Here is a 24,697-nt window from a genome sequence, read left to right as displayed (position 1 = left end):
ACCCATGACAGCCACCTCCGAACGCAGCGTGCCGAAGCCGGCGTTCACCGACGCCGAGGCGGGCGCGAAGGTCTTCCCGGACTCCACGGCCCGCCAGTACAACTACTTCACCCCGGCCAAGCGCAAGCAGAGCCACTACGAGGACGTCACCGTCGAGGTCCAGCCCGACCCGCGCCACTACCTGGCCCAGGGCTGGCTCTACGCCTTCGCCGACGGCCAGGGCGGCTACCCGCTGGAGTGGACCGCGCTGAAGGCGTGGGGTTCCGACCGGCCGCTGCCCGAACGCGGCCCGGGCTCCGGCGGCCGGGGCTACGACTGGCCGGCCCACGGCTGGCACGAGTTCCGCGACCCCAACGAGGAGTGGGAACTCACCCTCTACCGCTACAACGCGAACGTCGTCCGCCAGCTCAACCAGAACATCGACGCCGCCCGCCAGGCCAAGGCGTTCGACCAGTGGAACCGCAACTGGGTCGACTTCGTCGCCAAGCACGTCGGCGCGTGGATGCACGTCGACCACGGCCTGGGGTTGTACCTGTTCGCCAACGCCAACCGCCGCGCGCCGACGAACATGCACAACAACGCGATCTCGGTGAACAGCATGCACCGCATCCGCGCGGCGCAGGACCTGGCGCTCTACAACCTGACGCTCACCGAGGAGATCGAGGGCTTCGACGGCACGGCCCACCTGGCCACCTGGAACGAAGACCCGGCCTGGCAGGGCGTGCGGGAGACCGCCGAGCAGCTGACCGGGATCTGGGACTGGGGTGAGGCGGTCTTCGCCGCCAACGTCGTCTTCGAGCCCCTCGTCGGCGAGCTGTTCCGCAGCAACCTCGTGCAGCAGGCCGCACCCGCGAACGGCGACTTCGTCACCCCGACGCTGATCGGCGCCGAGGAGTTCGACTTCTCCGAACGCGACCTCCGCTACACGAAACCGCTGTACCACCTGCTGATCAACGACAAGGAGTTCGCCGACCACAACAAGGCGCTGCTGCAGAAGTGGCTCGAGGACTGGGTGCCGCGGTGCATCGCCGCCGCCCGCGCGCTGCAGCCGCTGTGGTCGCAGCCCGACGCCAAGCCGATCCGGTTCGAGGACGGCCTCGACCGCGTGAAGAGCCGGTTCGCCGGAATCCTGTCCGAATTGGGCCTCAAAGCACCGGAGGAGCTGGGCCAGTGACCATCTTCAAGACGGCGGAAAGCCCGTTCAAGGCGGACAGCACCGCGTCGAACATGTGCGGTTTCACCCTGATGAACAACCAGGTTGGCGCGATCATCGCGGAGGTGATGGTGACGAAGGACAACGTCACCATCACGCCGCTGCCCTCGATGATCCGGGTCGACGCCGTCGGCCGCATGGACGTCGTCTACGCCGAGGTCGACGAGGCCGCCGGCGAAGAGGAGGGCTGGTTCAACGCGGCCGAGTTCGAGGAGAGCATGTCCACCCACTACGGGCGGATGATCCACGAAGACGACCGCACGATCATGTTCGCCAACCCCGAGGACGCGGCCGAGTACCTCGACTTCGATCTCAAGCCCATCAGTTAAGCGAAGGCACTCGATCCGGCTCAGGAGGATCAACCATGTACGAAAAAGACGGCGAGAAATACTTCGTGGTGGACGCCCACACCCACTTCTGGGACGCCAGCCCGGAGAACTGGGTCGAGGGGCAGGAGGAATACGCCAAGGGCTGGATCGAGTGCTTCCACGCCTACCAGGGGCTCGGCCCGAAGGAGACGCACTGGCCGCTCGACCGGTTCCAGAAGTACTCCGAGGAACTGATGATGCACGACCTGTTCGAGGCCGGGCACGTCGACACGGCCATCTTCCAGCCGACCAACCTGCGGCAGTGGTACAAGAACGGGTTCAACACGACCGAAGCGGACGCGGCGCTGGCCGAGAAGCACCCCGGCAGGTTCCTCGTCAACACGACCTTCGACCCGCGTGAGGGCGACGAAGGCCTGAAGGCCCTGGAAGAGCGCGTCAAGCGGTACGGCTGCAAGGGCGTCAAGCTGTACACGGCCGAGTGGCGCGGGGACTCCCGGGGCTGGAGCCTCAAGGACCCGGAAGCCGCGCGCTACCTGGAGAAGTGCGAGGAGCTGGGCGTCAAGAACATCCACATCCACAAGGGACCGACGATCTGGCCCCTCGACAAGGACGCCTTCGACGTGTCCGATGTGGACTACGCGGCGACGAACTTCCAGGGCCTGAACTTCATCGTCGAGCACGTCGGCCTGCCACGCATCGAGGACTTCTGCTTCATGGCCACCCAGGAGCGGAACGTCTACGCGGGGCTGGCCGTCGTGGTCGGCGGCCTGATGCACGCCCGGCCGAAGTTCTTCGCGAAGGTGATGGGCGAGCTGATGTTCTGGCTCGGCGAGGACAAGCTGATCTTCGGCGCGGACTACGCGATCTGGGAACCGAAGTGGCAGGTCGAGGGCTTCGTCGACTGGAACATGCCGTCTGACGACGAGCTGTCGGACTTCCCGCCGCTGACCGTCGACCAGAAGAAGAAGATCCTCGGGCTGAACGCCGCCCGCCTCTACGACATCGACGTGCCCGCCGAGCTGCGGCTCGCGGACCCGAAGAACGTCGAGCCCGTCGGCGTGCCGAACTCATGACCACCGTGGTGACCGAGGCCCGCGCCGCCGTGTGGGCGGCGCTGGGCACCGTCCGGGATCCCGAACTGGACGAACCCCTCACCGACCTCGGGTTCGTCGCCCGCTGCGAGGTGAGCGCCGCGGGCCGCGCCGTCGTCCGGCTGCGGCTGCCGACGTACTTCTGCGCGCCGAACTTCGCGTTCCTGATGGTGGCGGACGCCTACGACGCCGTGGCCGGCGTGCCGGGCCTGACCGGGCTCGACATCCGGCTCGACGACCACTTCGCGTCCGACGTCATCAACCGCGGGGTGGCGGCCCGGCGGGGGTTCGTGGCGTCGTTCGAGGGCGAGGCCGCCGACGAGCTCGACACGCTGCGGTACGACTTCGTCCGCAAGGCCGTGCTGGCCGGCACCGACCGCGTCTGCCGGTCCCTGGGCCGGGACCCGCGTTCGCTGACCCTCGGCGACGTCCCGCCGAGCCCGGATCTGGACCGGCTCCGGGCCCGCCGCCGCGAGCTCGGCCTGCCCGCCGATGACGGCGACCCGCTGCTGCTCGACCCGGCTACCGGGACGACCCCGGCCGACGCGAAGCGGTACCTCGCCTTCGCCCGGCTGACCCGCACGAGCATGGAGGCCAATTCGGGTGTCTGCCGCGGCATGCTGCGCGCGCGGTACGCCCTGACCAGCGAAGAGGAGGGCACGGGATGAAGGCCGTGCGGCTGCAGAAGTACCACCAGCACCCGGTGATCGAAGACGTCCCGGAGCCGCGCGCGACCGGACCCTTCGACGTCGTGGTCAAGATCGGCGGCGCCGGCGTGTGCCGCACCGACCTGCACATCATCGAGGAGCAGTGGGCCGAGAAGTCCGGTGTCGAGCTGCCGTACACGATCGGCCACGAGAACGCGGGCTGGGTGCACGAGGTCGGCCCGGCGGTGACGAACGTCGAGGTCGGCGACACGGTCATCCTGCACCCGACGCCGACCTGCGGGCTCTGCCACGCCTGCCGGGCGGGCGACGACATGCACTGCCCGAACGGGAGCTTCCCCGGCATCAGCAGCGACGGCGGGATGGCCGAGTACCTGCTGACGTCGGCGCGGGCGTGCATCAAGCTCGACCCGTCGACCGAGCCGTCCGATGTGGCCGCCTTGGCGGACGCGGGGATCACCGCCTACCACGCGGTGCGCAAGGCCGTCCCGCAGCTGTACCCGGGCACCACCTGCGTCGTCAACGGCGCCGGCGGTCTCGGGCACATCGGCATCCAGTCGCTGCGCGCGCTGACGGCCGCCCGGGTGATCGTCGTCGACCGCAACGCCGACGCCCTCGAACTGGCGTCGACCTTGGGTGCGGATTCCACGGTATTGGCCGACGGGAAGCAGGTCGAGGCGGTGCTGGACCTGACCGACGGCAACGGCGCCGAGGTCGTGCTCGACTTCGTCGCCGAGCAGGGCGCCCAGCAGGACGCCTTCGCGATGACCCGGCGCGCCGGGTCGCACTTCGTCATCGGCTACGGCAGCAACATCGAGATCCCGACGATCGACATCATCTCCACCGAACGCAACATCATCGGCAACCTGGTGGGCACCTACAACGACCTCGCCGAGCTGATGGTGCTGGCGCAGGCCGGGAAGGTCACCCTCCACACGAAGAAGTACCCGCTGGACGCGGCGCTCGACGCACTGGCCGACCTCGACGCCGGGCGCGTGCGCGGCCGCGCGATCCTCACCCCCTAGGAGCAGGCAGATGGCGAAGGAACTGCGGTTCGGCCCGGACGCCCGCGACCTGCTGCTGGCGGGCGTGGACAAGCTGGCCGAGGCGGTCAAGTCGACGTTGGGCCCCAAGGGCCGCAACGTGATCATCGAGAAGATCACCGGCTCGCCGGTGGTCACCAACGACGGCGTCACCATCGCGCGCGAGATCCACCTGAAGAACCAGTTCGAGAACATGGGTGCCCAGCTGGTCAAGGAAGCGGCGATCAAGACCAACGACGTCGTCGGCGACGGCACTACCACGGCCACCGTGCTCGCCCAGGCGATCGTCCGCGAGGGCATGCGGGCGATCGCGGGCGGCGGCAACCCGGTGCTGGTCAAACGCGGTATCGACCACGCCGTCGGGCTGCTGGTGGCGCACCTGGAGAAGCAGGCGCACCCGGTCGTGTCCGAACAGGACTACGCGCGGGTGGCGGCGATCTCGGCGAACGACGACGACGCCGTCGGGGCGGTCATCGCCAAGGCCCTGCACACCGTCGGCGACGGCGGGGTGGTGACGGTCGAGGAGTCACCGTCGATCGGGATGGGTGTCGAGTTCGTCGAAGGGTTCGAGTTCGACAACGGCTACCTCTCGCCGTACCTGGTCACCGACCCGGGCCGGCTGGAGGCGGTGCTCGACGACCCGTACATCCTGATGTGCGCGGAGAAGATCACCAAGGTGCAGCAGCTGATGCCGTTGCTGGACAAGGTGATGCGGGCACCCCGGCCCTTGGTCGTGATCGGCGAGACGGTCGAGGGCACGGCGCTGTCCATGCTGGTGCACAACCACATGAACGGCACGTTCCAGTCGGTCGCGGTCCGGGCGCCGGGCTTCGGCGACCGGCGGCTGCACAAGCTCGAGGACCTCGCGGCCATCGTCGGCGGCGCGGTGCTCTCGCGGCAGTCCGGCTTCACCATGGAGACGATGACGCTGGAGCACCTCGGCCGGGCCAAGCAGGTCCGGGTCACCGAGAACCGCACCACGATCGTCGGCGGCGCGGGTGCTTCGGAAGCCGTGGACTTCCGGGTCGGCCAGCTGCGCGCGGAGCTGGAGCGGGCGCAGTTCGGCGTCGACGAGGACGTGCTGACCGAGCGGATCGGCGCCCTGACCGGCAAGGTCGCGGTCGTCCGCGTCGGCGCGGCCACCCCGGCCGAGCTGAAGGAACTGCAGCACCGGGTCGAGGACGCGCTGTCGGCGACCCGGGCGGCGATGGCCGAGGGCATCGTGGCCGGCGGGGGAGCGGCGCTCCTGCACGCCGAGAAAGCCCTGGAAGGGCTCGGTCTGGAAGGCGACCAGGCGATCGGTGTCGAGATCGTCCGGCGGGCACTGGCCGAACCGGCGTTCCTGATCGCGCACAACGCGGGCCACCCGGCCCACGAGATCGTCGCGCGCACCCGGGAGCTCGGCGACGACGAGGGCTTCGACGCCCTGCACGACCGCTACGGGGACATGATCGCGCTCGGCGTGGTCGACCCGCTGCGGGTGTGCCGGTCCGCCGTCCAGAACGGTGCTTCGGTGGCGGGCCTGCTGCTCACGACGAACTCGCTGATCGCCGAGGAGCAGACCCCGTGGGGCGGCAGCCCGGCCCTGATGACCGAGTTCGGCCCGCTGGACGAGGGCCTGCACCAGCCCTCGCCCGACGCCAGCACGCCGCAGTCCCTCGGGATGGGCCCCTCCGTCGGCTGAAAGCTCCACGTCCGTCAGCCCGCGGAGTAGAGGAGGTCTTCCCGCCGGTGTCCTGAGCCCCGGCGGGAAGACCTCCGGCTCACCGGGCGAGCCCGTGCCGGGCCAGTTCGTGCCCGGCGAGCTTCTCGATGACGTCCCGGTCGCGCTCCCGCCAGCCGTTGGCCGGTTCGCCCACCGCGGCCAGGCGCCCCAGTGGCTGGGTGGCCAGTGCCCGCAGGGCGAGCAGGTCCAGCCCGGCGTCGCCGAGGGCTCGCAGCCGCGCGGCCGCCGTGGCCCGGCGGGTGTAGTGCCAGCGCAGCGGCAGCCAGGTGACCACGAGCGTGAGCACCGGCAGGGCGATGATGATCGCCGCCAGCCACCAGGCCAGGTTCTCGACGGCCTCGATCTGCCAGTTGCCCGCGTCCGTGAGCTTGGTGCCGACGTCCGAACCGCCGTGGAGGGCCTTGGCCAGTGCGTCCCCGACGAGCGGGATGCCGTCGGCGGAGTTCGCGGCGGAGTCGAAGGTGCCGCGCAGGCCGGTGCCGGCGTCGACCAGGCCGTCGCCGGGCGCGCGCAGCTTCATGACCTGGTCGTACACCGAGGTCCCCAGCCACACCGCGAGGACGACGAGCAGCACGGCCAGCAGGTCGCTGACGAGCTGGGCGGTACGGCGGACCGGCCGTTCGGCGTAGAGCTGCATCGGAGGGCCTTTCGCGGTGGGGGAGCGCGGCCACGGCAACGTACCCGGGTGCCCTCCGGACGAACCGGGCCCGGTGATCTATGACGGCGGTCATAGTGTGGCCGGCGTCCCGGTGTGCTCTCATGGACCTATGACAACCGTCATAGCGGTCGCGGACCGCGCGGGTGCCGCCGCCGTCGTCGCGGCCAGCTCGCCGGACAGTCTCCGGCGCCGGTTCATGATGGGCGGGCCCGCCCGGCCGGCCGACGTTTTCCAGCGCTATCAACGGTTCCTGCTCGCCGGGCCGCCGGCGGGTGTCGCCCTGCTCGCCGTGCGCGGAGGCGTTCCGGTGGGGTTGCTCAACCTCGTCTCGGAGCAGCCGGGGGAGGCGGAGATCGCGATCCTCGTCGCCGACGCGTGGCAGCGGCGGGGGATCGGCCGGGCGCTGAGCCGGTGGCTGTGGGCCGCCGGCCGCTGGCCGGGCTGGACCGTGCGGGCCACCGTCCAGGCCGGGAACACCGGGGCGGAGGCGCTGCTGCGGGGCCAGGGCTTCCGGCCGGTGCCGTCGTACGAGCGCGGCGAGCGCGACTTCGCGCTGGTCGTGCCGGACTGGGCTACCATGACGGACGTCATGAAGGAGGCAGCCGATGACCAGGACACCGCGCGAGCGGATGGTGCTCAGCGCCGCGCAGCTGGTGCGGATCCACGGAGTCGGGGCGACCGGAATGCGAGACGTGGTCGCCCACGCCGAAGCTCCGCGGGGGTCCCTGCAGCACTACTTCCCGGGCGGTAAGGACCAGCTGATCGCCGAAGCCGTCACCTGGGCAGGCGACTACGCGGCCCGGCGCGTGGCCCGCATGGCGGCGAAGCTCGAGGACCCGACCCCGGGGAAGCTGTTCGAAGCCATGGCGGCCCAGTGGACCGGCGAATTCACGACGTCCGGTTTCGACGCGGGCTGCCCGCTGGCGGCGACGGTCGTCGACGCCGCCGCGACCAGCGACAGCCTGCGTGAGGCGGCGGGCAAGGCGTTCGAAGGCTGGCAGCGCCCGGTCGCCGCGACCCTCGAGCAGCTGGGCGTGCCGCCGGCGCGCAGCACGTCACTGGCGGTGCTGATGCTCAGCGCGCTGGAGGGCGCGATCGTCCTGGCCCGGGCGAACCGGGACGTGGCCCCGCTCGAGACGGTGGTCGCGGAGCTGCGGCCGTTGCTCGACGGCGCCGTGGACAAACGCCGCCGCCGAGCCTTGGCCTAGAGCCCGCGGAAGAACGCCCGGATGTCCTCGACCAGCACGTCCGGTGCCTGCAGTGACGCGAAGTGCCCGCCGGTGTCGTACTCCGACCAGCGCGTCACGGTGTTGGAGAGCTCGGCCAGGCCGCGGATCGCGTGGTCACCGCGGAAGTTCGCCACGGCGGTCGGCACGCCGGACGGGGCGGGCCGTTCACCCCAGCCGTCCTGGGCCGCCTCGAGGTAGAGGCGCGCGGCCGAGCCCGCGGTGCCGGTGAGCCAGAAGATCGTCACGTCGGTGAGGACGGCGTCCCGGCGTACCGGGGTCTGGTTCGTGGTGGTCGGGTCCCAGTCGACGAACCACTCGAGGTTCCACGCGAGCTGCCCGGCGGGGGAGTCGTTGAGGGCGTAGGCGAGGGTCTGCGGGCGGGTGGCCATCTGGGTGGCGTAGCCGGAGTGGGCGTACCACCACGTCCGGTTCTCTTCGGCTCGCTTCCGGTCCTCTTCGGACAGCCGGTCGAGATCGCCGGGAGCGGTCGGCACCCCGGCGTTGGCGACGGCGTTGACGTGCACGCCCAGCACCGCCTCGGGGGCGACGCGGCCGAGTTCGGGCGAGACGATGCTGCCGAAGTCACCGCCCTGGGCGCCGTAGCGGTCGTAGCCGAGCCGCCGCATCAGTTCGGCCCACGCTTTCGCGATGCGGCGGGTGTTCCAGTTCCGGTCGCTGGTGGGGCCGGAGAAGGCGAACCCGGGCACCGACGGCGCGACGACGTGGAAGGCGTCCTTCGGGTCCCCGCCGTGGGCTTCCGGATCGGTGAGCGGACCCAGGACGTCGAGGAAGTCGGCGACGGTGCTCGGCCACCCGTGCGTGACGATCAGCGGCGTGGCGTCCGGCTCGGGGGAGCGGACGTGCAGGAAGTGGATGTTCTGGCCGTCGATGGTGGTGGTGAACTGGGGGAAGGCGTTGAGCCGGGCTTCTTGGGCACGCCAGTCGAAGCCGTGCTGCCAGTAACCGACGAGCTCGGCGAGGGCGGACTGGCTGACGCCGTAGTCCCAGCCGACGCCCGGGAGTTCGCCGGGCCAGCGGGTCGCGGCGAGGCGGCGACGAAGCTCGTCGAGGTCGGCTTGGGGGACTTCGAGTCGGAAGGGATCCATGGGGCGACGGTCTCGCGGATATAGGACAGGAGGTGTCCTTTAATGGCCCCGTGCTCGCGTCAGAGACCCCCGCTGAACACTCCGCTCAGTTCATCGACCGGGGCGTCGGTCTGCACCTCCTTGCCCATGACCCGGCTGATCAGCGACAGCAGCGCGCGCTCACGACGGCTCATCGCCGCCTCGAAATCGTCGTTCCGTAGATCGACCGCGGAGACCTGGTGGGAACCCACGTTCCGGTCGATGGTCTCGGGTGTCGTTTCGGCACTCTTGGCCAGCCCGCGAAGGTAGACGGACGGCGGACGGCCACCGATGATCCGGTTGGTGCGCGCGGTCAGCGGAGTCTTGTTGACGATCGAGTTGTAGCGGTTCGCCTCGATGCCGGCCTTTTCACACCACACCTTCGGGAAAACGTGGTGGATGTCCACCGCGTTGTCGAAGTAGTTCTCGTCCGACATGTCCGACCCGGTGCACCAGTCCAGCGGACCTTCGCGCAGGAGCAGGGCGTAGAGGCCCTTGTACGCTGCGGACCCACGAGTCCGCAGCGACCAGAGCCGGCTGGAGACGAACTGGGCGTCCTGCACGGTCCGGGGCTCCGTTTCCGCGCCGCGGACCCAGTCGACGAGATCCGGGACGTCGCGGGCGAACCGCGTCTCGGTGGTGCCGCCGTAGAGCTCGCCGAAGACTCCGCACCAGTACCAGCGGGAGATCTTCTGGCGGGCCCCGACCGTCTCGGCCTCCTGCCGCAACAGCGCGAAGACGGCGGCCATCGGGATGAGCTGGCTGCCGTAGGGGAGGAACCGGGTGTCGAAGATGTGCTGGGCGTGGAGGAACTGCGCCGCGGCCTTGAGGCCTTCCGCCACGTCCGGAGCCCACTTCAGGTATTCCGGCAGGGTCAGGTTCAGCATGTCGGCCCGGCGGCAGCCGATCCGCGGAGCGGCGGCTTCGTCGCGGCCGGCCTCGATGGCGGCCTGCCGCCGCTCGATGGTCGCCAGCAAGGCCACCGCCTGCAGGAAGTCGGTGTTGGCGACGTCGGCCAGGATGCCGTACTTCCCGGTGCTCCAGGACGCCTTGCGGTCGTCCCAGTCCTGGCGCAGGTCGAAGTCGTCGGCCGCGAACGTGGCGGTGAGCAGTTCGAAGACCGTGAGCGTGACGCCGCCGGTGTTGACCTTCTCGAAGACCTGGCAGACGGCTTGCCGCGGCGTGCTGCGGCCCAGCTCGATCACCGGCAGCTGGTACTGGGTGAAGCGCTGCACCACGGCATCGTGGAAGCTGCTCCACAGCTTGAGATTCTCGTTCTGCCGCGCGGGGTCGGACTGGAAGAAGCCCATCATCCACGGCATCGAGTCGAACAACGCGGTGCAGGGGAACATCCTCGCCGCGTACTCTTTGTCCGGTGTCGACAGGTCCAAGGTCGGGCGGCCGCGGAAGTCGAGGCGGATCTTCGTTTCCGGCACGAACACGACGGTGTCTTCCCGGTCGCCGTCGTCGAGCACAGCCCGGGTCATGTCGAGGTAGAACCATCCCTTGACGTCCTTTCCGCGGACGTCCTGGGTCTCGACCGGGGCCTTGCGGTGGATCGACTGGTAGAGCGAGGTCAGCCGCTGCTGGCCGTCGAGGATCAGGCGGTCGGGAGTCGTCCGGGGCGCCGGTGGGGCGCCTTCGACGGCTCGCGTCTTGAAGCGGGTTTCCCCGCCCTGCCGGAGCATCATCACTGTGCCGGCCGGGTAGCCGAGGGAGATCGAGGCGATCAGGCTCGCGATGTTGCGGTCCGGCCAAACCCACCCCCGCTGGAACTCCGGCAGCTGGGTCTCCCCGCGGTCGACCTGGGTCAGCAGGTCCTTGAGGAACTCCTTCTCGATGCCGAAAGCCTCAACGCCCACGTCTTCTCCCGTCCTCGAACCGTCCGCCCTAAGTCGTGCGCGCCCGGCGAAAAGTTTCAGGAGGGAGGTCAAGGACCGGTATCGATCGACACCGCTCAGGTGTGCGTGCCACCGTCGATGCGGATTTCCGTGCCCGTGATGAACTTGCCGTCCTCCGACGCGAGCATGGCCACCACGCCCGCCACCGTCTCCGGGCCCGCCACCGCGTTGCCCACTTCCGTCGTGTGGTCCGTCGGCAGGATCGGCAGCAGCCGTCCGAACAGCGAAAAGTCCACGTTCGACGGCAGCCAGCTCGCCGCCGAGTCCGTGATGCCGCTCTTCACGCTGCCCGGGGCGATGCTGACCGCGCGCAGGCCGCGCTTCCCGTACTCCAACGCCAGCGAGTGCGTGAACGCCTGGATCCCGCCCTTGCTCGCGCAGTACGCCGCCATGTACGGGTGGGCGAACGTCGCCGACGTCGAGCTGAAGTTCACCACCACGCCCGCGTCCGACGAAAGCAGGGCCGGCAGCGCCGCGCGCGTCACCAGGAACGTGCCCGTGAGGTTCACCGCCAGCACCCGGTTCCACAGCTCCAGCGACGTCTCGTGCGTGTGCGACGCCAGCAGGATCCCCGCCGCGTTGACCACCACGTCGAGCCCGCCGAGGGCCTCGACCGCCGCGGCCACCCCGGAGTTCACCGACTCCTCGTCGGCCACGTCCATGACGTACGTCGTCAGGCCGCCGCGCGGCGCGGCCTTCTGGGTGTCGATCAGCCCCTCTTCGCGGACGTCGACGCCGACGACCAGGGCACCCTCCTCCAGCAGGCGGAAGACGGTGGCCCGGCCGATGCCCGAGGCGGCTCCGGTGACCAGGATTCGGCGATCGCGCAGGCGTTCCATGGCGATCACCGTAGCCGCGAACCTACAGCGCGGGCACCCTCTCGTCGGCGGGCGGCGGACCCGGCGGCGTCCCGTCGCCGAACGGGCGGCCACCCAGCTCCTCGCGGCCGTGCGGGGTCAGCCAGCCGCTGGTGTCCGGGCCCAGCGGGACGATCCCCGTCGGGTTCACGTTCTTGTGCACCACGTAGTAGTGCTCCTTGATCTGCGCGAAGTCGATCGTGTCGCCGAACCCGGGCGTCTGGAACAGGTCGCGCGTGTACGCCCACAGCACCGGCAGCTCGGTCAGCTTCTGCCGGTTGCACTTGAAGTGGCCGTGGTACACCGCGTCGAACCGCACCAGTGTGGTGAACAGCCGGACGTCGGCCTCGGTGATCGTGTCGCCCACCAGGTACCGCCGGCCGGTCAGCCGCTCCGACAGCCAGTCGAGCCGGGCGAACAGCTTCCGGTACGAGTGCTCGTACGCCTCCTGCGACCGGGCGAACCCGCACTGGTACACCGCGTTGTTCACGTCGGTGAACACTTTCTGCGCGACGTCGTCGATCTCGTCGCGCAGCTTCTCCGGGTACAGCTCCGGCGCCCCGTCGCGGTGGTAGGCCGTCCACTCCGTGGACATGTCCAGCGTCATCTGCGCGAAGTCGTTGGTGACGACCTGGCCGCTCGGGACGTCGACGAACGCCGGCACCGTGATCCCGCGCGGGTAGTCCGGATCGCGCTTGAAGAACGCCTCCTGCAGCCGCTCGATGCCGAGCACCGGGTCCTTCGAATCCTGGTCGAGGTCGAAGCTCCAGCTGCGCTCGTCGTGCACCGGGCCGGCGATCCCCATCGAGAGCACCGGTTCGAGGCCGAGCAGCCGCCGCACGATCACCGCGCGGTTCGCCCACGGGCACGCCCGCGCGACCACCAGCCGGTAGCGGCCCGGCTCGACCGGCCAGCCGTCGCGGCCGTCGGCGGTGATCCGGTCCGGGATGTAGTTCAGGTCCCGTTCGTACTCGCCCTTGTCGGTCATCGGCGTCCTCAGCAGTCGTCGGTCGGGGGAGCGGCGTCCAGTGCCGCGGCCAGCCGGGCCAGCACCGGCCCGGCCGTGCGGATGTCCTCGGCGCTCAGGTGGTCGAACACCGCGGTCCGCACGCGGGCGAGGTGGCTCGGGTAGGCCGCCTCCAGTCTGGCCAATCCGGCCGCGGTCAGCACGGCGTTGGACGCGCGGCCGTCTTCGGCGCACTTGCGCTTCTCGACCAGGCCGCGGCGGGTGAGGTCGTCGACCACCCGGCTGATCCGGCTCAGCGACAGCCCGGTGGTCGCCGCCAGCGCCGAGATGCGCAGCAGGTGGTCCGGCGCTTCGGACAGCGCCACCAGCACGCCGTAGTCGGTGATCGCCAGGCCCGTCTCGGACAGGAAGTGGTCCTCGAGCGCGCGCGGCAGCGCCGTCGTGATGCGCATCAGCGGCCGCCAGAAGGCGGCTTCGTCGAGGTCGAGCGCGGAAAGATCACCCATGTCGGCGACTCTACCGAAAGCTTGCTTGCGCAACCAGCCAAAGTGAGTACAGTGTCGTTGAACCCTCAATCACCGGGGGGTGCCACCACGAGGAGAGAAGAACAGCGATGACCAGCGCGACCACCTACCCCCAGCTGACCGGCGAATACACCCTCGACGCCGCCCACTCGCGGATCGGGTTCGTCGCCCGGCACGCCATGGTGACCAAGGTGCGCGGCAGCTTCAACGAGTTCACCGGCTCCGCCACCATCGACGGCGACGCGCCGGAGAAGTCGAGCGTCCAGGTGACCATCCAGGCCCACAGCATCGACACCCGCAACGCCGACCGCGACGGGCACCTGAAGAGCAACGACTTCCTGTCGATGGACGAGTACCCGCAGATCACCTTCACCTCGACCGAGATCAAGCAGACCGGCGACACCAGCTTCGACGTCACCGGCGACCTGACCATCAAGGACGTCACCCGTTCGGTCACCGTCCCGTTCGAGTTCGAGGGCTCGGCCAAGGACCCGTTCGGCAACGACCGGATCGGCTTCGAGGGCTCCACCACGATCAGCCGCAAGGACTACGGCATCACCTGGAACGCCGCCCTCGAGACCGGTGGCGTGCTGGTGAGCGACAAGGTCACGCTGGAGTTCGAGATCTCCGCGATCAAGTCCGCCTGATCGCAGCGAGCGGGAACCGGGCTCACCGGTTCCCGCTCGCCCGCAGGTTCCCGATGCCGACGTCGAGCGCCGCTTCCAGGTGGTCGATGCGGCCGGTCGACAGCATCACGACCACGCCGCCCTGGATGCCGGCCAGCAGGGCGGCCGCCGCGCGCCCCGCGTCCAGCTCCCGGCTGACCTCGCCGGCGCGCTGCAGGTGGCGGATGCCCGCTTCGATCTCGTCCTGCCAGCGGCGCAGCAGCTCGGTCACCACGGCCTGCGCGCCCGGCGTCGCGCGGCCGAGCTGGGAGATCAGCACGTTGAGCGGGCAGTGCTGCCCGCGGCTGTCGTAGTGCGAGACGACCGTGTCCCGCCACCGCCGCCACGCCGCCCACGACGTCAGGTTCCCCAGCTGCGGCTGCTGGACCGCCAGGACCTGGTCCGCTTCGAAGCGCGCCACCGCCAGCAGGAGCTCTTCCTTGCCGTCGGGGAAGTAGTGGAAGAGCTGGCTCTTGCTGGTTCCCGTCCGCGCCCGGACGTCGTCCAGCGTCGTGACGGCGACGCCGCGCTCGCGGATCTCCGCCGCGGCACCCTCGATGATCCGCTGCCGCGTCGCGGCGCCCTTCGGGGTCAGCTTTGGACTCACAGGTCCACTTTAATTCGCTGGCGGCCGCCGGGAGAATTCCGGGTATGTCCACGGTCACGCCGTTCGCGGTCCTCGCGCTGATCGGCGCCGTGTCTGGAGCGGTCACGGCGTGGCTGCTCCTGCGCCGCGACCGGCCCGCCGAGGTGCTGACCCCGTCGTCGCCGCCGGAGCCGGTGGACGACGAGGTCGCCGCCCGGCTGCTGGCCGACGAGCGCGCCGCCCGGCTGACCGCGCTGACCTCCTTCGCCCGGCGGGCCGACCGTGACCCGGAGCTGCGCCAGGAGTGCGTCGGCGAAGTCCTGGACCGGTTCGAGGACGACTGGCCGGACTCGCCGGAGTGGCAGGCCGAGCTGTGGCGGCTCCTGCGGCCGCACCTGCGACCCGACTCCCCGTGGTTCTGGCCGGGGATGGACCTCGACCTGGACGGCCTGGTGCTGCACGCCGTGGACCTGCGCGGCTGCGAAGTCCGCGATGCGTGCTTCCGCGACGTCCGGTTCACCGGCGACGCCCGGTTCGGCGGCACGGTCTTCACGGGATCGGCGAGCTTCGCCGGAGCGTCCTTCGGCGGCCGCGTGGACTTCACGGGCGCAACGGCCGCCGAATTCGACTTCACCGGGACGCACGTCCAGCCGTGGTGACGGCTACTGCGCGCGGATCGGCACGTCCGCCCCGTCGCGGAGGAACACCGGGATCCGCTCCGCCGGGGCCGGCGCCTCGACCCACTCGCCGCCCTCGTGCCGGGTGCCGGTCACCGCGTCCGTCCACGTCGCCCCCGCCGGGAGGTACACCCGGCGGGTGGTGACGCCCGGTTCGAGCACCGGGGCCACCAGCACGTCCGGGCCGAGCAGGAACTGGTCGTCCACGTCCCAGGCCGCGCCGTCCGCCGGGAAGTCGACGAACACCGGCCGCATCGGCGGGATGCCCTGCTCGTGGGCCACCCGCATCTGCGCCATCAGGTACGGCCGCAGGCGTTCGCGCAGGCGCAGCGACGCCGTGATCGCCTCGTAGGCCGCCGAACCGAACGACCAGACCTCGTTGGGGCCGCCGGTCATCTCGGGTCCGAACGCCGGGCGCGGGTCGCGGAAGCCGTGCAGGCGGAACAGCGGGCAGAACACGCCGTAGGAGAACCAGCGGACCATCAGCTCCCGGTACTCCGGCGACGCCGGGTCGCCGCCGTGGAAGCCGCCGATGTCCGTCGTCCACCAGGGGATCCCGGCCAGCGCCACGTTCAGCCCGGCCCGCACCTGCGCGCGCAGCGAGGCCCACGTCGCCCCGACGTCGCCCGACCAGAGCGCCGCCCCGAACCGCTGGCTGCCCGCCCAGGCCGAGCGGGACAGCAGCACCACCTCGTCGTCGCCTTCGGCGCGGATGCCGTCGTGGAACGTCTGCGCGTTCGCCTGCGGGTAGAGGTTGAACACCTCCGCGCCCGGGCCGGCGTGGAAGCCGAGGTTGTGCGGGTGACCGGGCTGGATCTCCGGCTCGTCGCCGTCCAGCCACCACGCGCGCACGCCCAGGTCGTAGTAGTTCTCCTTGACCTTGCTCCAGACGAACCGCCGCGCCTCCGGGTTGGTCGCGTCGTAGAACGCGACCGGCATCTCGACGCCGAACCCCTTGTCCTTCCACGGCGCGTGTGCCGGGACCCCGCTCTCGGCGGCGACCAGCAGGCCCCGTTCGTGCAGCTCGCGGTAGTTCTCCGAGAGCGGGTTCACCGACGGCCACACCGACACCATCAGCTTGACGCCGAGCTCACCCAGCTCCCGCACCAGCCCGGCCGGGTCGGGCCACTCGGCCGGGTCGAACTTCCAGTCGCCGAGGTGCGTCCAGTGGAAGAAGTCCGCCACGATCACCGACAGCGGCAGGCCGCGCGAGTGGTACTCCCGGGCGACGGCGAGCAGTTCCTCCTGGGTGCGGTAGCGCAGCTTCGACTGCCAGAACCCGGCCGCCCACTCCGGCAGCATCGGTGCGTGGCCGGTCGCGTCGGCGTAGTGGCCGAGGATCTGACGGGGTCCGTCGCCGGTGGTGACCCAGTAGTCGAGCTGACGTGCGTCGTCGGCGACCCAGCGGGTGCCGTTGGCGGCCAGCTCCACCCGGCCGACGGCGGGACTGTTCCACAGGAACCCGTAGCCGCGGCTGGAGAGCAGGAACGGCACCGACACCTCGGCGTTGCGCTGCACCAGGTCGAGCACGAGGCCCTTCTGGTCGAGCCGGCCGTGCGTGCGCTGCCCGAGGCCGAAGAGCCGCTCGTCGTCGTAGGCGGTGAACCGCTGTTCGAGGCGGCCGTAGCCGTTGCGCGACGGCATGAACAGCCGGGCTCCCGGCCACCAGAAGTGCGCGCGCTGCTCGGAAAGCAGCTCCTCGCCGGTGTCCGTGCGGACGAACTTGAGCTGCGCGTCGATGCCGGTGTCGGTGTCGGCGATCTCGACGATCGCGGTGAGCGGGCCGTTGACCACCCGGCCGTGCCGCCCGTCGGCCTCCGCGGTGGCGGCGGACGGTTTCGCGGGCAGCAGCGCGCCCGGGACGTCGTCGAGGATGCGGTGCCGTCCGGCGCGCACGCGCAGGCTGCCCTCGCCCCACGGCTCGATGCGCAGCACCTCGTGCCGCACGCGGACTTCGAGCGAGCGGCCGTCTTCGGTCGTGGCGATCACGCGGGTCTCCTTGGGAAGGACTAGTCTTTGACGGCGCCGCTGGTCAGCCCGGCGACGACGTAACGCTGGGCGACGACGAGCAGGACGGCCGCGGGGATCGCGGCGAGGACGGCGGTGGCCATGATCCCGTTCCAGTCGGCGGACTGGTTGCCGACGAACCGGTAGATGCCCACCGTGATGGGCTCGAACACCTGCCCGGTGGTGAGGGTGACGGCGAACAGGAAGTCGGCCCAGGCGAACAGGAACGAGAACAGCCCGGCCGTCACCAGCGCGTTGCGGCTGACCGGCAGGATGATCGAGAAGAACGTCCGCCAGTAGCCGGCACCGTCCACCCGGGACGCTTCGGTGAGCTCCTTCGGCACGGAGATCATGAACGCCCGCAGCAGCAGGATGGCGAACGGGATGGTCGCGGTCGAGTCGGCGAGCACCAGCCCGAGGTAGTTGTCGATCAGGCCGAGGTTGCTGAACACGGTGTAGAGCGCGTTCGCCATCACGATGCCGGGGATCATCTGCACGATGAGCAGCACGAACACCAGCACCGGCCCGCCGCGCACCTTCAGCTGGGCCAGCGCGTACGACGCGGGCGCCGCCACCAGCAGGGACACGAGCACCGTGCCGAGCGCGACGACGACGCTGGAGAGCAGGTGCGGCCCTTGGGAGGACAAGGCCTTGCGATAACCGTCCAGGGTGCCGCCGGCCGGGAAGAACGCCGGGTCCGGGCGCAGCAGCGCGCCGCTGGGCTGCAGGGAGGCGTTGACCATCCAGTACAGCGGGAACAGCAGCACCGCCACGATCAGCACGCCGGCCACCGTCCGCGGCCAGTTCGCCGTCTTCATGCCGCCGCCTCCGCCAAGGTCGCCTTCGCCGAGCGCAGGTACAGCAGCCCGAACAGGGTCGCCACCACGATGAGGACGTTGCCGACCGCCGCGCCCTGGCCGAAGGCGAAGTCCTGGAAGGACAGCCGGTAGGACCACGTGGTGAGCGTCTGGGTCGAGCCGGCCGGCCCGCCGCCGGTGACGACCATGATCACGTCGAACACCTTGATCGTGTAGACCAGCCCGAGCATGAGCACGATCCCGGTGACCGGCCGCAGCAGCGGCCAGGTGACGTGCCGGAACCGCTGCCACGCCCCGGCGCCGTCCAGCGCCGCGGCCTCGTAGAGCGACGCCGGGATCGCGCGCAGGCCGCCGTGCAGGATGACCAGGTTGAACGGGATGCCGATCCAGATGTTGGTGAGGATCACCGCCGGCAGCGCCCAGCTCGTGCTGCTCAGCCACGGCACCGCGTCGAAGCCCAGCAGCCGCAGGCCCGCGTTGAGCACGCCGTGGTCCTGGTCGAACATCCACCGCCAGACCGCGCCGCTGACCACCAGCGGCAGCAGCCACGGCAGCAGGAGCAGCGACCGGAGCAGCGCGCTGCCGAGGAAGCGGCCGTTGAAGAACACCGCTAGCGCGAGGCCGATGCCGAACTGGAAGACGATCGACCCGGCGGTGAACAGCACCGTGTTGAGCGCCGCCGTCGAGAACAGCGGGTTGTTCAGCACGGCGGAGTAGTTCGCGATGCCCACGAAGGGCGCTTCACCGGTGTAGAACGACTTCACCGTGTAGTTCTGCGTGCTCATCACCAGGTTCGCGACCAGGGGGTAGCCGAAGAACACGACGATGTAGGCCAGGGCGGGCAGCAGGAACGCCCACGCGGCGAACCGGTTGTCCCGGCGGGACTTCCGGCTCGCGCGGGGTGCCGCCGAGACCGCCGGGGCGGTGGCGACCGTCACGATCCGCTCGCTTGTTGCGCGGCCTTGAGCGCCTGGTCGACCGGCGTCTTCCCGGTCAGCGCCGCCTGGAGGGCGTCGGCCAGCGCCTGCGAGACCTTCGGGTACTTCTCGCCGAGCTCGGCGGTGCGGGAGCGGGCGGTGCCGACTTCGTCGACGAAGGCCTGCATCGCCGGCTGTTCGGTGCCGAACTTCTGCGCCGTGGCCGTCTTCGACGGGATGTAGGCGTGCGCCTTGCTCCACTCGAGCATCGTCGGCTCGGAGAGGATGCAGGAGAGCACCTTGCCGGCGGCCTGCTGGGTGGGCCCGCTGCTCACCGGCACGGCGCCGACCTCGCCGCCGAGGGCGACCACGGGCTTGCCGCCGGCCTGGGGCACCGGGATCGGCACGACGCCGTAGTGCAGCGACTTCTGCTCGTCGAGCCGGGCGAGGTTCCACGACCCGTTGATCATCATCGCCGTGCCGCCGCTGACGAACTGGTCGGCGACGTCGTTCTGGCTCCAGGTCACCACCGACTTCGACGCCGAACCGGAGTTCACCAGGTCGGTGACGAACTGCAGGGCCTGCGCCGCCTTCGGCGAGTCCAATTGGGACAGTTCGGCGCCGTTGCTCCAGAAGAACGGCAGGAACTGCCAGGTGCCCTCTTCCGAGGAGATGGCGGAGAAGGAGAGGCCGTACTTGCCGTCCTTGGTCAGCTTCGCCGCGGCGGCCTTGAGCTCGTCCCACGTCTTCGGCGGCTCGACGCCGGCGGCCTGCAGGAGGTCCTTGTTGTAGATCAGCGCGAGGCCGTTGACACCGGGCGCGACGCCGTACACCTTGCCCTGGTAGGTCCCGGCCTTGACGATGCTGTCGTAGTACCCCTCGGTGCCGATGCCGTAGTCGGCCAGCGGGGTCAGCGCACCGGTGGCGGCGACCTGCTGCAGCGTCGGGTTGTCGGTGAAGAGCAGGTTCGGCAGCGTCTTCGAGCTCGCGCCCTGCAGGACCTTGGGCAGCATCTGGCTGGTCGGCACCTTCTGGCGCTCGATCTTGATCCCGGTCTGCGCGGCGCAGGTGTCGAGGATCTTCTGCCAGGCGGCGGATCCCTGCTCGTCGGCGTAGTAGTCGAGCTCGGTGATCGACTTGGCGGCCTCCGTACCGGCGCCGCCGGGCGTGGACGGGGCGGGGCTGGGGCTGCAGGCGGCCAGCAGTGCGGCGCCCGCGGTCAGCACGAGGGCGCGACGAACCAAGGACATGGTGATTCTCCTTCGGCGGCGGAGCAGAACCGGGTCGGTCTAGGCGCGCGGCGCGGCGGTGCTGTCGCGCCGGGTGAGGCGGGGCCCGAGCAGCCGGACCTCCGGGGTGGTGTGGCCGGCGAGCCGGCGCATGGTCATTTCGACGGCCTGGGTGCCGACCTCTTCGGCCGGGATGGCCACGTTGGTCAGCGACACGGCGTGCTGCTCGGCCATGCTGTCCGGGCACACGGCGATGACCGAGATGTCCTCGGGCACCCGCAGGCCGCGGTGGCGCAGGTCCGACAGCAGCCCGGGCAGCACGGCCTCGTTGTGCACGACCAGTCCGGTGAGGCCGGGATCGGCGGCGAGCAGCTCGTCGAGACAGGCGCTCACCGCCTCGTAGGAATGGGCGCACGCGTGGGAAGCCGCACGCACCTCCCGGCTCTTCGCGGCTTCGTCGAAGCCGCGCAGGAACCGCGTCGCGTAGCTCGTGCCACGCCGGTAGACCGCGGGGGACGGGCCGATCAGCGCGATCGAGCGGTGGCCGAGCTCGGCCAGGTGCGCGACGCACGCCGAGGCCGCCGCGGTGAAGTCGAGGTCGACGCAGCTGAGCCCGGCCGGGTGGTCGGGCACGCCGATGAGCACCACCGGCAGGTCGAGCGCCAGCAGCATCGGCACCCGGGGGTCGGCGGTTTCGACGTCCATCACCATCAGCGCGTCCGCGATCGCCGAGGACGCCACCCGCTGCAGCGCGGCGGGCCCTTCGTCCTTGGTGAGCAGCAGCAGGTCGTGGTCGTGCGCGCGGGCCGCGGTGACCGCCGAGGCGACGAACTCCATCACGACGGCGACGTTCAGGTCCGTGCGCAGCGGCACGACCAGGGCCAGGACGTTGGTCTTGCTGCTGGCCAGCGCCCGCGCCCCGGCGTGCGGGTGGTAGCCGAGCTTGCGGATGCTGTCCTCGACCAGCCGTCGGGTCTTCGGCGAGATCGAACGCTTGCCGCTGATCACGTACGACACCGTGCTGGGGGCCACCCCGGCCGCGTTGGCGACGTCGTTGATCGTGACCACGGGCGGCCTCCTGGGGACGGGGGAGGAGTGGGTAGCTGTCGAAGCGCATCGACGATGGCATGAAGGTAAATGACATCCGCGTGAAACACAAGCAACATTCGCCGGTTGCCGCTATTCGACGGGTATTCGACAACGAGGGTCCGCGTCGAATTCGTCGAAAGGCGGAGTTGAAGGCTCTTTTTGCAGCTCAGCGCCACCTTCTTGCCCGGTCGCCCGGGTGCCTGGGAGTGCTCCCAGCGAACCTTGACCTTCCGCTCACCCGGCTGTAATAGTCGTCGGGTTCCCCGCCGTTCGACGCGAATGTTCCGCGCCGCGCCGTCGAAACGATTCGACGAATCGGAGGCCGTCCGTGCGCTTGTCCTTCTTCCGCCGTGCCCTCGTCCCGGCGGTGGCCGCGACCCTGCTGGTGACGCCGTCACCGGCGCTCGCGGCCCCGCCACCGCCGTTCCGCGACCCGTCGCTGCCACTGGCGACGCGGATCGACGACCTGCTGTCCCGGTTGACGGCGGACGAGAAGATCTCGCTGCTGCACCAGTACGAACCGGCCATTCCGCGGCTGGGCATCGGGGTGTTCAAGACCGGCACCGAAGCCCTGCACGGGGTGGCGTGGTCGACCGACTACGACAACAAAGGTGCCGTCGTGAAGGCGGACGGCACGGTGTTCTCGCAGGCCATCGGCCTGGCCACCACCTGGGACCCGGCACTGGTGAAGCAGGTGGGCGCGGCCGTCGGGCAGGAGGCGCGCGGCTTCAACGCCCGCAACCCGACGCTGTGGGGCCTCAACCTGTGGGCCCCGGTGGTGAACCTGCTGCGCGACCCGCGGTGGGGCCGCAACGAAGAGGGCTACTCCGAAGACCCCTACCTGACGGGGAAGACCGCGGTGGCCTACGGCCGCGGCATGCAGGGTGACGACCCGCGGTACCTGCAGGCCGCGCCGACGCTGAAGCACTTCCTCGCCTACAACAACGAGGCCGACCGCGACACCAGCAACTCCTCGGTGCCGCCGAAGATCCTCCACGACTACGACGAGCAGGCCTTCAAGATCCCGCTGCAGGCGGGCGCGGCCAACGCCGTGATGCCCTCGTACAACCTGGTCAACGGCCGGCCCAACCACGTGAGCCCGGACCTCGACGGCGCGCTGCGCAAGTGGGCGCCGCAGGACATCGCCGTGGTCAGCGACGCCGGCGCGCCGTCCAACCTGGTCAACTCCGAGAAGTACTACGCCACCAAGGCCGAAGCGGACGCGGCGGCGATCAAGGCGGGGCTCGACAGCTTCACCGACAACGACACCGACGGCTCGATCACCGTCGCCGCGGTCAAGGAGGCGCTGGCCAAGGGGTTCCTGACCATGGCCGACGTCGAAAACGCCGACCGGCACCTGCTTTCGCTGCGGTTCCGGCTCGGCGAGTTCGACCCGCCCGGGCGCAACCCGTACGCGAAGATCACCCCGGCCGTCATCGGCTCGCCGGAGCACCGGGCACTGGCGCGCAAGGCGGCCGGCGAGCAGATGGTGCTGCTGCGCAACAACGGCGGCGCGCTGCCGCTGGACGCCGCGCGGAACAAGAAGGTCGCGGTCGTCGGGCCGCTCTCGAACACCCTCTACGAAGACTGGTACGCCGGCGCGATGCAGTACAAGGTCACGCCGCTGCAGGGCATCAAGGAGCGGCTCGGCTCGGCGGGCACGGTCGCGTCGGCCGAAGGTGTCGACCGGATCGCCCTGAAGGACCTCTCGACCGGCAGGTACCTGACCGCACCCGCCACCACCGGCAAGATCACCGCGGGCGGGACCACCGCGGGCACCGCCGAGTCCTTCGACGTCTACGACTGGGGCGCGGGCAAGCACACCCTGCGCGCGGCCGCGAACGGCAAGTTCCTCAGCTACTCCGGCGGCGCCCTGGTGAACGACGTCGACCAGCCGGCGGGCTGGTTCGTCCAGCAGCAGCTGAAGCTCGACGCCCAGCCGGACGGCAGCTACGTGCTCGAATACGCGGGCAACGAGGCGAACGAGCCGTGGTTCGGCCCGAACAAGTTCGCCGTCGTCGGCGCCGACGGGGCCCTGACCATCTCCGCCCCGGACGCCGCGCACGCGACCAGGTTCGGCCGTGACGTGCTCTCCAGCGGCGTCGGCACCGCGGTCGCCGCGGCCAAGGACGCGGACACCGCCGTGGTGGTGGTCGGCAGCATGCCGTTCATCAACGGCCGCGAGGCCAACGATCGCACGAGCACCGAACTCGCCCCGGCGCAGCGCGCTCTGATCGAGGCGGTGCAAAAGGCGAACCCGCACACGGTCGTCGTGGTGGAGAACAGCTACCCGACGACCGGCTGGGACACCCTTCCGGTGCCCGGCATCCTGTGGACCAGCCACGCCGGCCAGGAGACCGGGCACGCGGTCGCCGACGTCCTCTTCGGCGACAAGGACCCGGGCGGGCGGCTCACCCAGACCTGGTACGCCTCCGACGCGGCGCTCCCGGGCATCCTGGACTACGACATCGCGAAGACCGGGCTGACCTACCAGTACTACCGCGGCAAGCCGCTGTTCCCGTTCGGCTACGGGCTCAGCTACACGAGCTTCCGCTACGACAACGTGCGCGCTTCCCAGGCCGGCGGGAAGGTCAAGGTCAGTGTCGACGTGACGAACACCAGCGCCCGCAGCGGTTCCGATGTCGTCCAGCTCTACTCGAAGAGCGCCGGCGTGCAGCGGTTGCGGGACTTCTCGAAGGTGGCACTGGCGCCGAAGGAGACCCGCACGGTGCGCTTCGAGGTGCCCGTGGCGGACCTGGCGACCTGGGACGTCTCGCGGGAGAGGTCCGTGGTGGCGGCGGGGGTCTACGAGTTCTCGGTGGGCCGCAACGCCTCCGAGCTGTCGGCACCGCAGCCGGTCTACGTGCCGGGGGAGCGGGCCCTGCCGCGCGACCTGAGCCGCCCGACGCAGGCCCAGAACTTCGACGACTACTCCGGCACGACGCTGACGGACACGTCGAAGGTTTCGGGCACCTCGGTCGCCGGCGTGGCCGGCAGCTGGGTGGCCTACCGCAACGTGGCGTTGAACGGCCCGGCGCGGTTCTCGGCCTCGGTCTCCGCGACGGCGTCATCGCACGTCACGATTCGCCTGGATGCGCCGACCGGCCCGGTGCTGGGGACGGCTTCGGTGTCCTCGACCGGCGACCGGTACGCGTACACGACGGTGACGGCGGCCTTGGCCAAGGCGAGCGGCAGGCACGACGTCTACCTGACCTTCGACGGCCCGGTGAACCTGGCGACGTTCTCGCTGCGGTGAGGCTCGTGAGTGGTGGGGGGGGGGGGGGGGCCCCCCCCCCCCCCCCCGGGGGGGGGGGCAGCACCCCCCGACAGGGGGGAGTGTTGGGACCGGGGGGGGGGCGGGGGTCGGCCCCCCGCGGGGGTA

General features: G+C 70.4%; 23 protein-coding genes. 11 read left to right on the top strand and 12 right to left on the bottom strand.

Annotated elements, in window-relative coordinates:
- The first annotated feature begins 4 nt into the window (after window positions 1–4).
- Genes ACWEGE_RS42100 through groL form a run of 6 tightly spaced genes read left to right on the top strand, consistent with a single transcriptional unit; the run spans window position 5 to window position 6,025 of the window.
- Window positions 5–1,174 (top strand): toluene hydroxylase, encoded by a 1,170-nt coding sequence (locus ACWEGE_RS42100; RefSeq protein WP_449666094.1) that lies wholly within the window; start codon window positions 5–7, stop codon window positions 1,172–1,174.
- The gene (mimD, locus tag ACWEGE_RS42095; RefSeq protein ID WP_449666093.1) at window positions 1,171–1,542 is read left to right on the top strand and encodes a propane 2-monooxygenase effector subunit MimD; all 372 of its coding nucleotides are present in this window, start codon (window positions 1,171–1,173) and stop codon (window positions 1,540–1,542) included. Before ACWEGE_RS42100 ends, mimD begins: the two co-directional genes overlap by 4 nt.
- Window positions 1,543–1,577: 35 nt before the next feature.
- Entirely contained in the window at window positions 1,578–2,615 is a 1,038-nt protein-coding gene (locus ACWEGE_RS42090; RefSeq protein WP_449666092.1) for an amidohydrolase family protein, read from the top strand.
- Entirely contained in the window at window positions 2,612–3,301 is a 690-nt protein-coding gene (locus ACWEGE_RS42085) for an iron-sulfur cluster assembly protein (protein WP_449666091.1), read from the top strand. The genes ACWEGE_RS42090 and ACWEGE_RS42085 overlap by 4 nt, the downstream gene beginning before the upstream one ends.
- Entirely contained in the window at window positions 3,298–4,323 is a 1,026-nt protein-coding gene (locus ACWEGE_RS42080) for an NAD(P)-dependent alcohol dehydrogenase (RefSeq protein ID WP_449666090.1), read from the top strand. Before ACWEGE_RS42085 ends, ACWEGE_RS42080 begins: the two co-directional genes overlap by 4 nt.
- A 10-nt stretch (window positions 4,324–4,333) precedes the next feature.
- Window positions 4,334–6,025 carry a chaperonin GroEL gene (groL, locus tag ACWEGE_RS42075; protein WP_449666089.1) on the top strand — a complete coding sequence of 564 codons (1,692 nt, stop codon included), beginning with the start codon at window positions 4,334–4,336 and terminating at the stop codon, window positions 6,023–6,025.
- Between the two features lie 79 nt (window positions 6,026–6,104).
- Here the strand turns inward: groL and ACWEGE_RS42070 are convergent, their stop codons facing one another.
- Entirely contained in the window at window positions 6,105–6,704 is a 600-nt protein-coding gene (locus tag ACWEGE_RS42070; RefSeq protein WP_449666088.1) for a hypothetical protein, read from the bottom strand.
- A 130-nt stretch (window positions 6,705–6,834) separates the two neighbouring features.
- On the opposite strand from ACWEGE_RS42070, the gene ACWEGE_RS42065 reads away from it, so the two are divergent.
- Both ACWEGE_RS42065 and ACWEGE_RS42060 read left to right on the top strand, forming a co-directional pair.
- Entirely contained in the window at window positions 6,835–7,476 is a 642-nt protein-coding gene (locus tag ACWEGE_RS42065; RefSeq protein ID WP_449666087.1) for an N-acetyltransferase family protein, read from the top strand.
- Window positions 7,358–7,933 carry an LmrA/YxaF family transcription factor gene (locus tag ACWEGE_RS42060; protein ID WP_449666141.1) on the top strand — a complete coding sequence of 192 codons (576 nt, stop codon included), beginning with the start codon at window positions 7,358–7,360 and terminating at the stop codon, window positions 7,931–7,933. Before ACWEGE_RS42065 ends, ACWEGE_RS42060 begins: the two co-directional genes overlap by 119 nt.
- Here ACWEGE_RS42060 and ACWEGE_RS42055 read toward each other — a convergent pair.
- The 5 genes from ACWEGE_RS42055 to ACWEGE_RS42035 form a co-directional block, all read right to left on the bottom strand.
- Window positions 7,930–9,060, bottom strand: coding sequence for an epoxide hydrolase family protein (locus tag ACWEGE_RS42055; protein WP_449666086.1), 1,131 nt, complete (start codon window positions 9,058–9,060; stop codon window positions 7,930–7,932). The genes ACWEGE_RS42060 and ACWEGE_RS42055 overlap by 4 nt on opposite strands.
- A gap of 59 nt (window positions 9,061–9,119) precedes the next feature.
- On the bottom strand, window positions 9,120–10,940 hold the full coding sequence (locus ACWEGE_RS42050) for a GmrSD restriction endonuclease domain-containing protein (protein ID WP_449666085.1): 1,821 nt from the start codon (window positions 10,938–10,940) through the stop codon (window positions 9,120–9,122).
- A 95-nt stretch (window positions 10,941–11,035) separates the two neighbouring features.
- Window positions 11,036–11,818: an SDR family NAD(P)-dependent oxidoreductase gene (locus ACWEGE_RS42045; protein ID WP_449666084.1), complete on the bottom strand. Its 783-nt coding sequence runs from the start codon at window positions 11,816–11,818 to the stop codon at window positions 11,036–11,038.
- A gap of 22 nt (window positions 11,819–11,840) precedes the next feature.
- Window positions 11,841–12,824 (bottom strand): glutathione S-transferase family protein, encoded by a 984-nt coding sequence (locus ACWEGE_RS42040; protein WP_449666083.1) that lies wholly within the window; start codon window positions 12,822–12,824, stop codon window positions 11,841–11,843.
- An 8-nt stretch (window positions 12,825–12,832) separates the two neighbouring features.
- Window positions 12,833–13,309 carry a MarR family winged helix-turn-helix transcriptional regulator gene (locus ACWEGE_RS42035; protein ID WP_449666082.1) on the bottom strand — a complete coding sequence of 159 codons (477 nt, stop codon included), beginning with the start codon at window positions 13,307–13,309 and terminating at the stop codon, window positions 12,833–12,835.
- 107 nt (window positions 13,310–13,416) lie between these two features.
- On the opposite strand from ACWEGE_RS42035, the gene ACWEGE_RS42030 reads away from it, so the two are divergent.
- Window positions 13,417–13,974: a YceI family protein gene (locus tag ACWEGE_RS42030; protein WP_449666081.1), complete on the top strand. Its 558-nt coding sequence runs from the start codon at window positions 13,417–13,419 to the stop codon at window positions 13,972–13,974.
- A 22-nt stretch (window positions 13,975–13,996) separates the two neighbouring features.
- Here the strand turns inward: ACWEGE_RS42030 and ACWEGE_RS42025 are convergent, their stop codons facing one another.
- Window positions 13,997–14,599, bottom strand: coding sequence for a TetR/AcrR family transcriptional regulator (locus ACWEGE_RS42025; RefSeq protein WP_449666080.1), 603 nt, complete (start codon window positions 14,597–14,599; stop codon window positions 13,997–13,999).
- Between the two features lie 44 nt (window positions 14,600–14,643).
- Here ACWEGE_RS42025 and ACWEGE_RS42020 point away from each other — a divergent pair, with 44 nt between their 5' ends.
- Window positions 14,644–15,237, top strand: a complete 594-nt coding sequence (locus ACWEGE_RS42020) for a pentapeptide repeat-containing protein (RefSeq protein WP_449666079.1) — start codon at window positions 14,644–14,646, stop codon at window positions 15,235–15,237.
- Window positions 15,238–15,240: 3 nt separating this feature from the next.
- Here ACWEGE_RS42020 and ACWEGE_RS42015 read toward each other — a convergent pair whose 3' ends face one another.
- Genes ACWEGE_RS42015 through ACWEGE_RS41995 form a run of 5 tightly spaced genes read right to left on the bottom strand, consistent with a single transcriptional unit; the run spans window position 15,241 to window position 21,294 of the window.
- Window positions 15,241–17,244, bottom strand: coding sequence for a glycoside hydrolase family 31 protein (locus ACWEGE_RS42015; RefSeq protein ID WP_449666078.1), 2,004 nt, complete (start codon window positions 17,242–17,244; stop codon window positions 15,241–15,243).
- 20 nt (window positions 17,245–17,264) lie between these two features.
- Window positions 17,265–18,080, bottom strand: coding sequence for a carbohydrate ABC transporter permease (locus ACWEGE_RS42010; RefSeq protein ID WP_449666077.1), 816 nt, complete (start codon window positions 18,078–18,080; stop codon window positions 17,265–17,267).
- The gene (locus ACWEGE_RS42005; protein ID WP_449666076.1) at window positions 18,077–19,018 is read right to left on the bottom strand and encodes a carbohydrate ABC transporter permease; all 942 of its coding nucleotides are present in this window, start codon (window positions 19,016–19,018) and stop codon (window positions 18,077–18,079) included. The genes ACWEGE_RS42010 and ACWEGE_RS42005 overlap by 4 nt, the downstream gene beginning before the upstream one ends.
- Window positions 19,015–20,247, bottom strand: coding sequence for a sugar ABC transporter substrate-binding protein (locus tag ACWEGE_RS42000; protein WP_449666075.1), 1,233 nt, complete (start codon window positions 20,245–20,247; stop codon window positions 19,015–19,017). The genes ACWEGE_RS42005 and ACWEGE_RS42000 overlap by 4 nt, the downstream gene beginning before the upstream one ends.
- 39 nt (window positions 20,248–20,286) lie before the next feature.
- Complete coding sequence (locus tag ACWEGE_RS41995; protein WP_449666074.1) at window positions 20,287–21,294, bottom strand: LacI family DNA-binding transcriptional regulator; 1,008 nt, start codon at window positions 21,292–21,294, stop codon at window positions 20,287–20,289.
- Between the two features lie 349 nt (window positions 21,295–21,643).
- On the opposite strand from ACWEGE_RS41995, the gene ACWEGE_RS41990 reads away from it, so the two are divergent.
- Window positions 21,644–24,571: a glycoside hydrolase family 3 C-terminal domain-containing protein gene (locus tag ACWEGE_RS41990; RefSeq protein ID WP_449666073.1), complete on the top strand. Its 2,928-nt coding sequence runs from the start codon at window positions 21,644–21,646 to the stop codon at window positions 24,569–24,571.
- Window positions 24,572–24,697 lie beyond the last annotated feature (126 nt).

It is taken from the genome of Amycolatopsis sp. NPDC004747, from assembly GCF_053601335.1.
Note: the sequence above shows the minus strand (reverse complement) of the source record. Positions and strands in the feature narration are given on the sequence as shown.

Excerpts from the sequence above, each read along its gene's own strand:
- groL (WP_449666089.1), top strand. The coding sequence starts at position 4,334 with ATGGCGAAGGAACTGCGGTTCGGCCCGGACGCCCGCGACCTGCTGCTG.
- ACWEGE_RS42040 (WP_449666083.1), bottom strand. The coding sequence starts at position 12,824 with ATGACCGACAAGGGCGAGTACGAACGGGACCTGAACTACATCCCGGAC.
- ACWEGE_RS42010 (WP_449666077.1), bottom strand. The coding sequence starts at position 18,080 with ATGAAGACGGCGAACTGGCCGCGGACGGTGGCCGGCGTGCTGATCGTG.
- ACWEGE_RS42080 (WP_449666090.1), top strand. The coding sequence starts at position 3,298 with ATGAAGGCCGTGCGGCTGCAGAAGTACCACCAGCACCCGGTGATCGAA.
- ACWEGE_RS42000 (WP_449666075.1), bottom strand. The coding sequence starts at position 20,247 with ATGTCCTTGGTTCGTCGCGCCCTCGTGCTGACCGCGGGCGCCGCACTG.
- ACWEGE_RS42090 (WP_449666092.1), top strand. The coding sequence starts at position 1,578 with ATGTACGAAAAAGACGGCGAGAAATACTTCGTGGTGGACGCCCACACC.
- ACWEGE_RS42070 (WP_449666088.1), bottom strand. The coding sequence starts at position 6,704 with ATGCAGCTCTACGCCGAACGGCCGGTCCGCCGTACCGCCCAGCTCGTC.
- ACWEGE_RS42035 (WP_449666082.1), bottom strand. The coding sequence starts at position 13,309 with ATGGGTGATCTTTCCGCGCTCGACCTCGACGAAGCCGCCTTCTGGCGG.
- ACWEGE_RS42100 (WP_449666094.1), top strand. The coding sequence starts at position 5 with ATGACAGCCACCTCCGAACGCAGCGTGCCGAAGCCGGCGTTCACCGAC.
- ACWEGE_RS42065 (WP_449666087.1), top strand. The coding sequence starts at position 6,835 with ATGACAACCGTCATAGCGGTCGCGGACCGCGCGGGTGCCGCCGCCGTC.
- ACWEGE_RS42030 (WP_449666081.1), top strand. The coding sequence starts at position 13,417 with ATGACCAGCGCGACCACCTACCCCCAGCTGACCGGCGAATACACCCTC.
- ACWEGE_RS42020 (WP_449666079.1), top strand. The coding sequence starts at position 14,644 with ATGTCCACGGTCACGCCGTTCGCGGTCCTCGCGCTGATCGGCGCCGTG.
- ACWEGE_RS42055 (WP_449666086.1), bottom strand. The coding sequence starts at position 9,060 with ATGGATCCCTTCCGACTCGAAGTCCCCCAAGCCGACCTCGACGAGCTT.
- ACWEGE_RS42045 (WP_449666084.1), bottom strand. The coding sequence starts at position 11,818 with ATGGAACGCCTGCGCGATCGCCGAATCCTGGTCACCGGAGCCGCCTCG.
- ACWEGE_RS42085 (WP_449666091.1), top strand. The coding sequence starts at position 2,612 with ATGACCACCGTGGTGACCGAGGCCCGCGCCGCCGTGTGGGCGGCGCTG.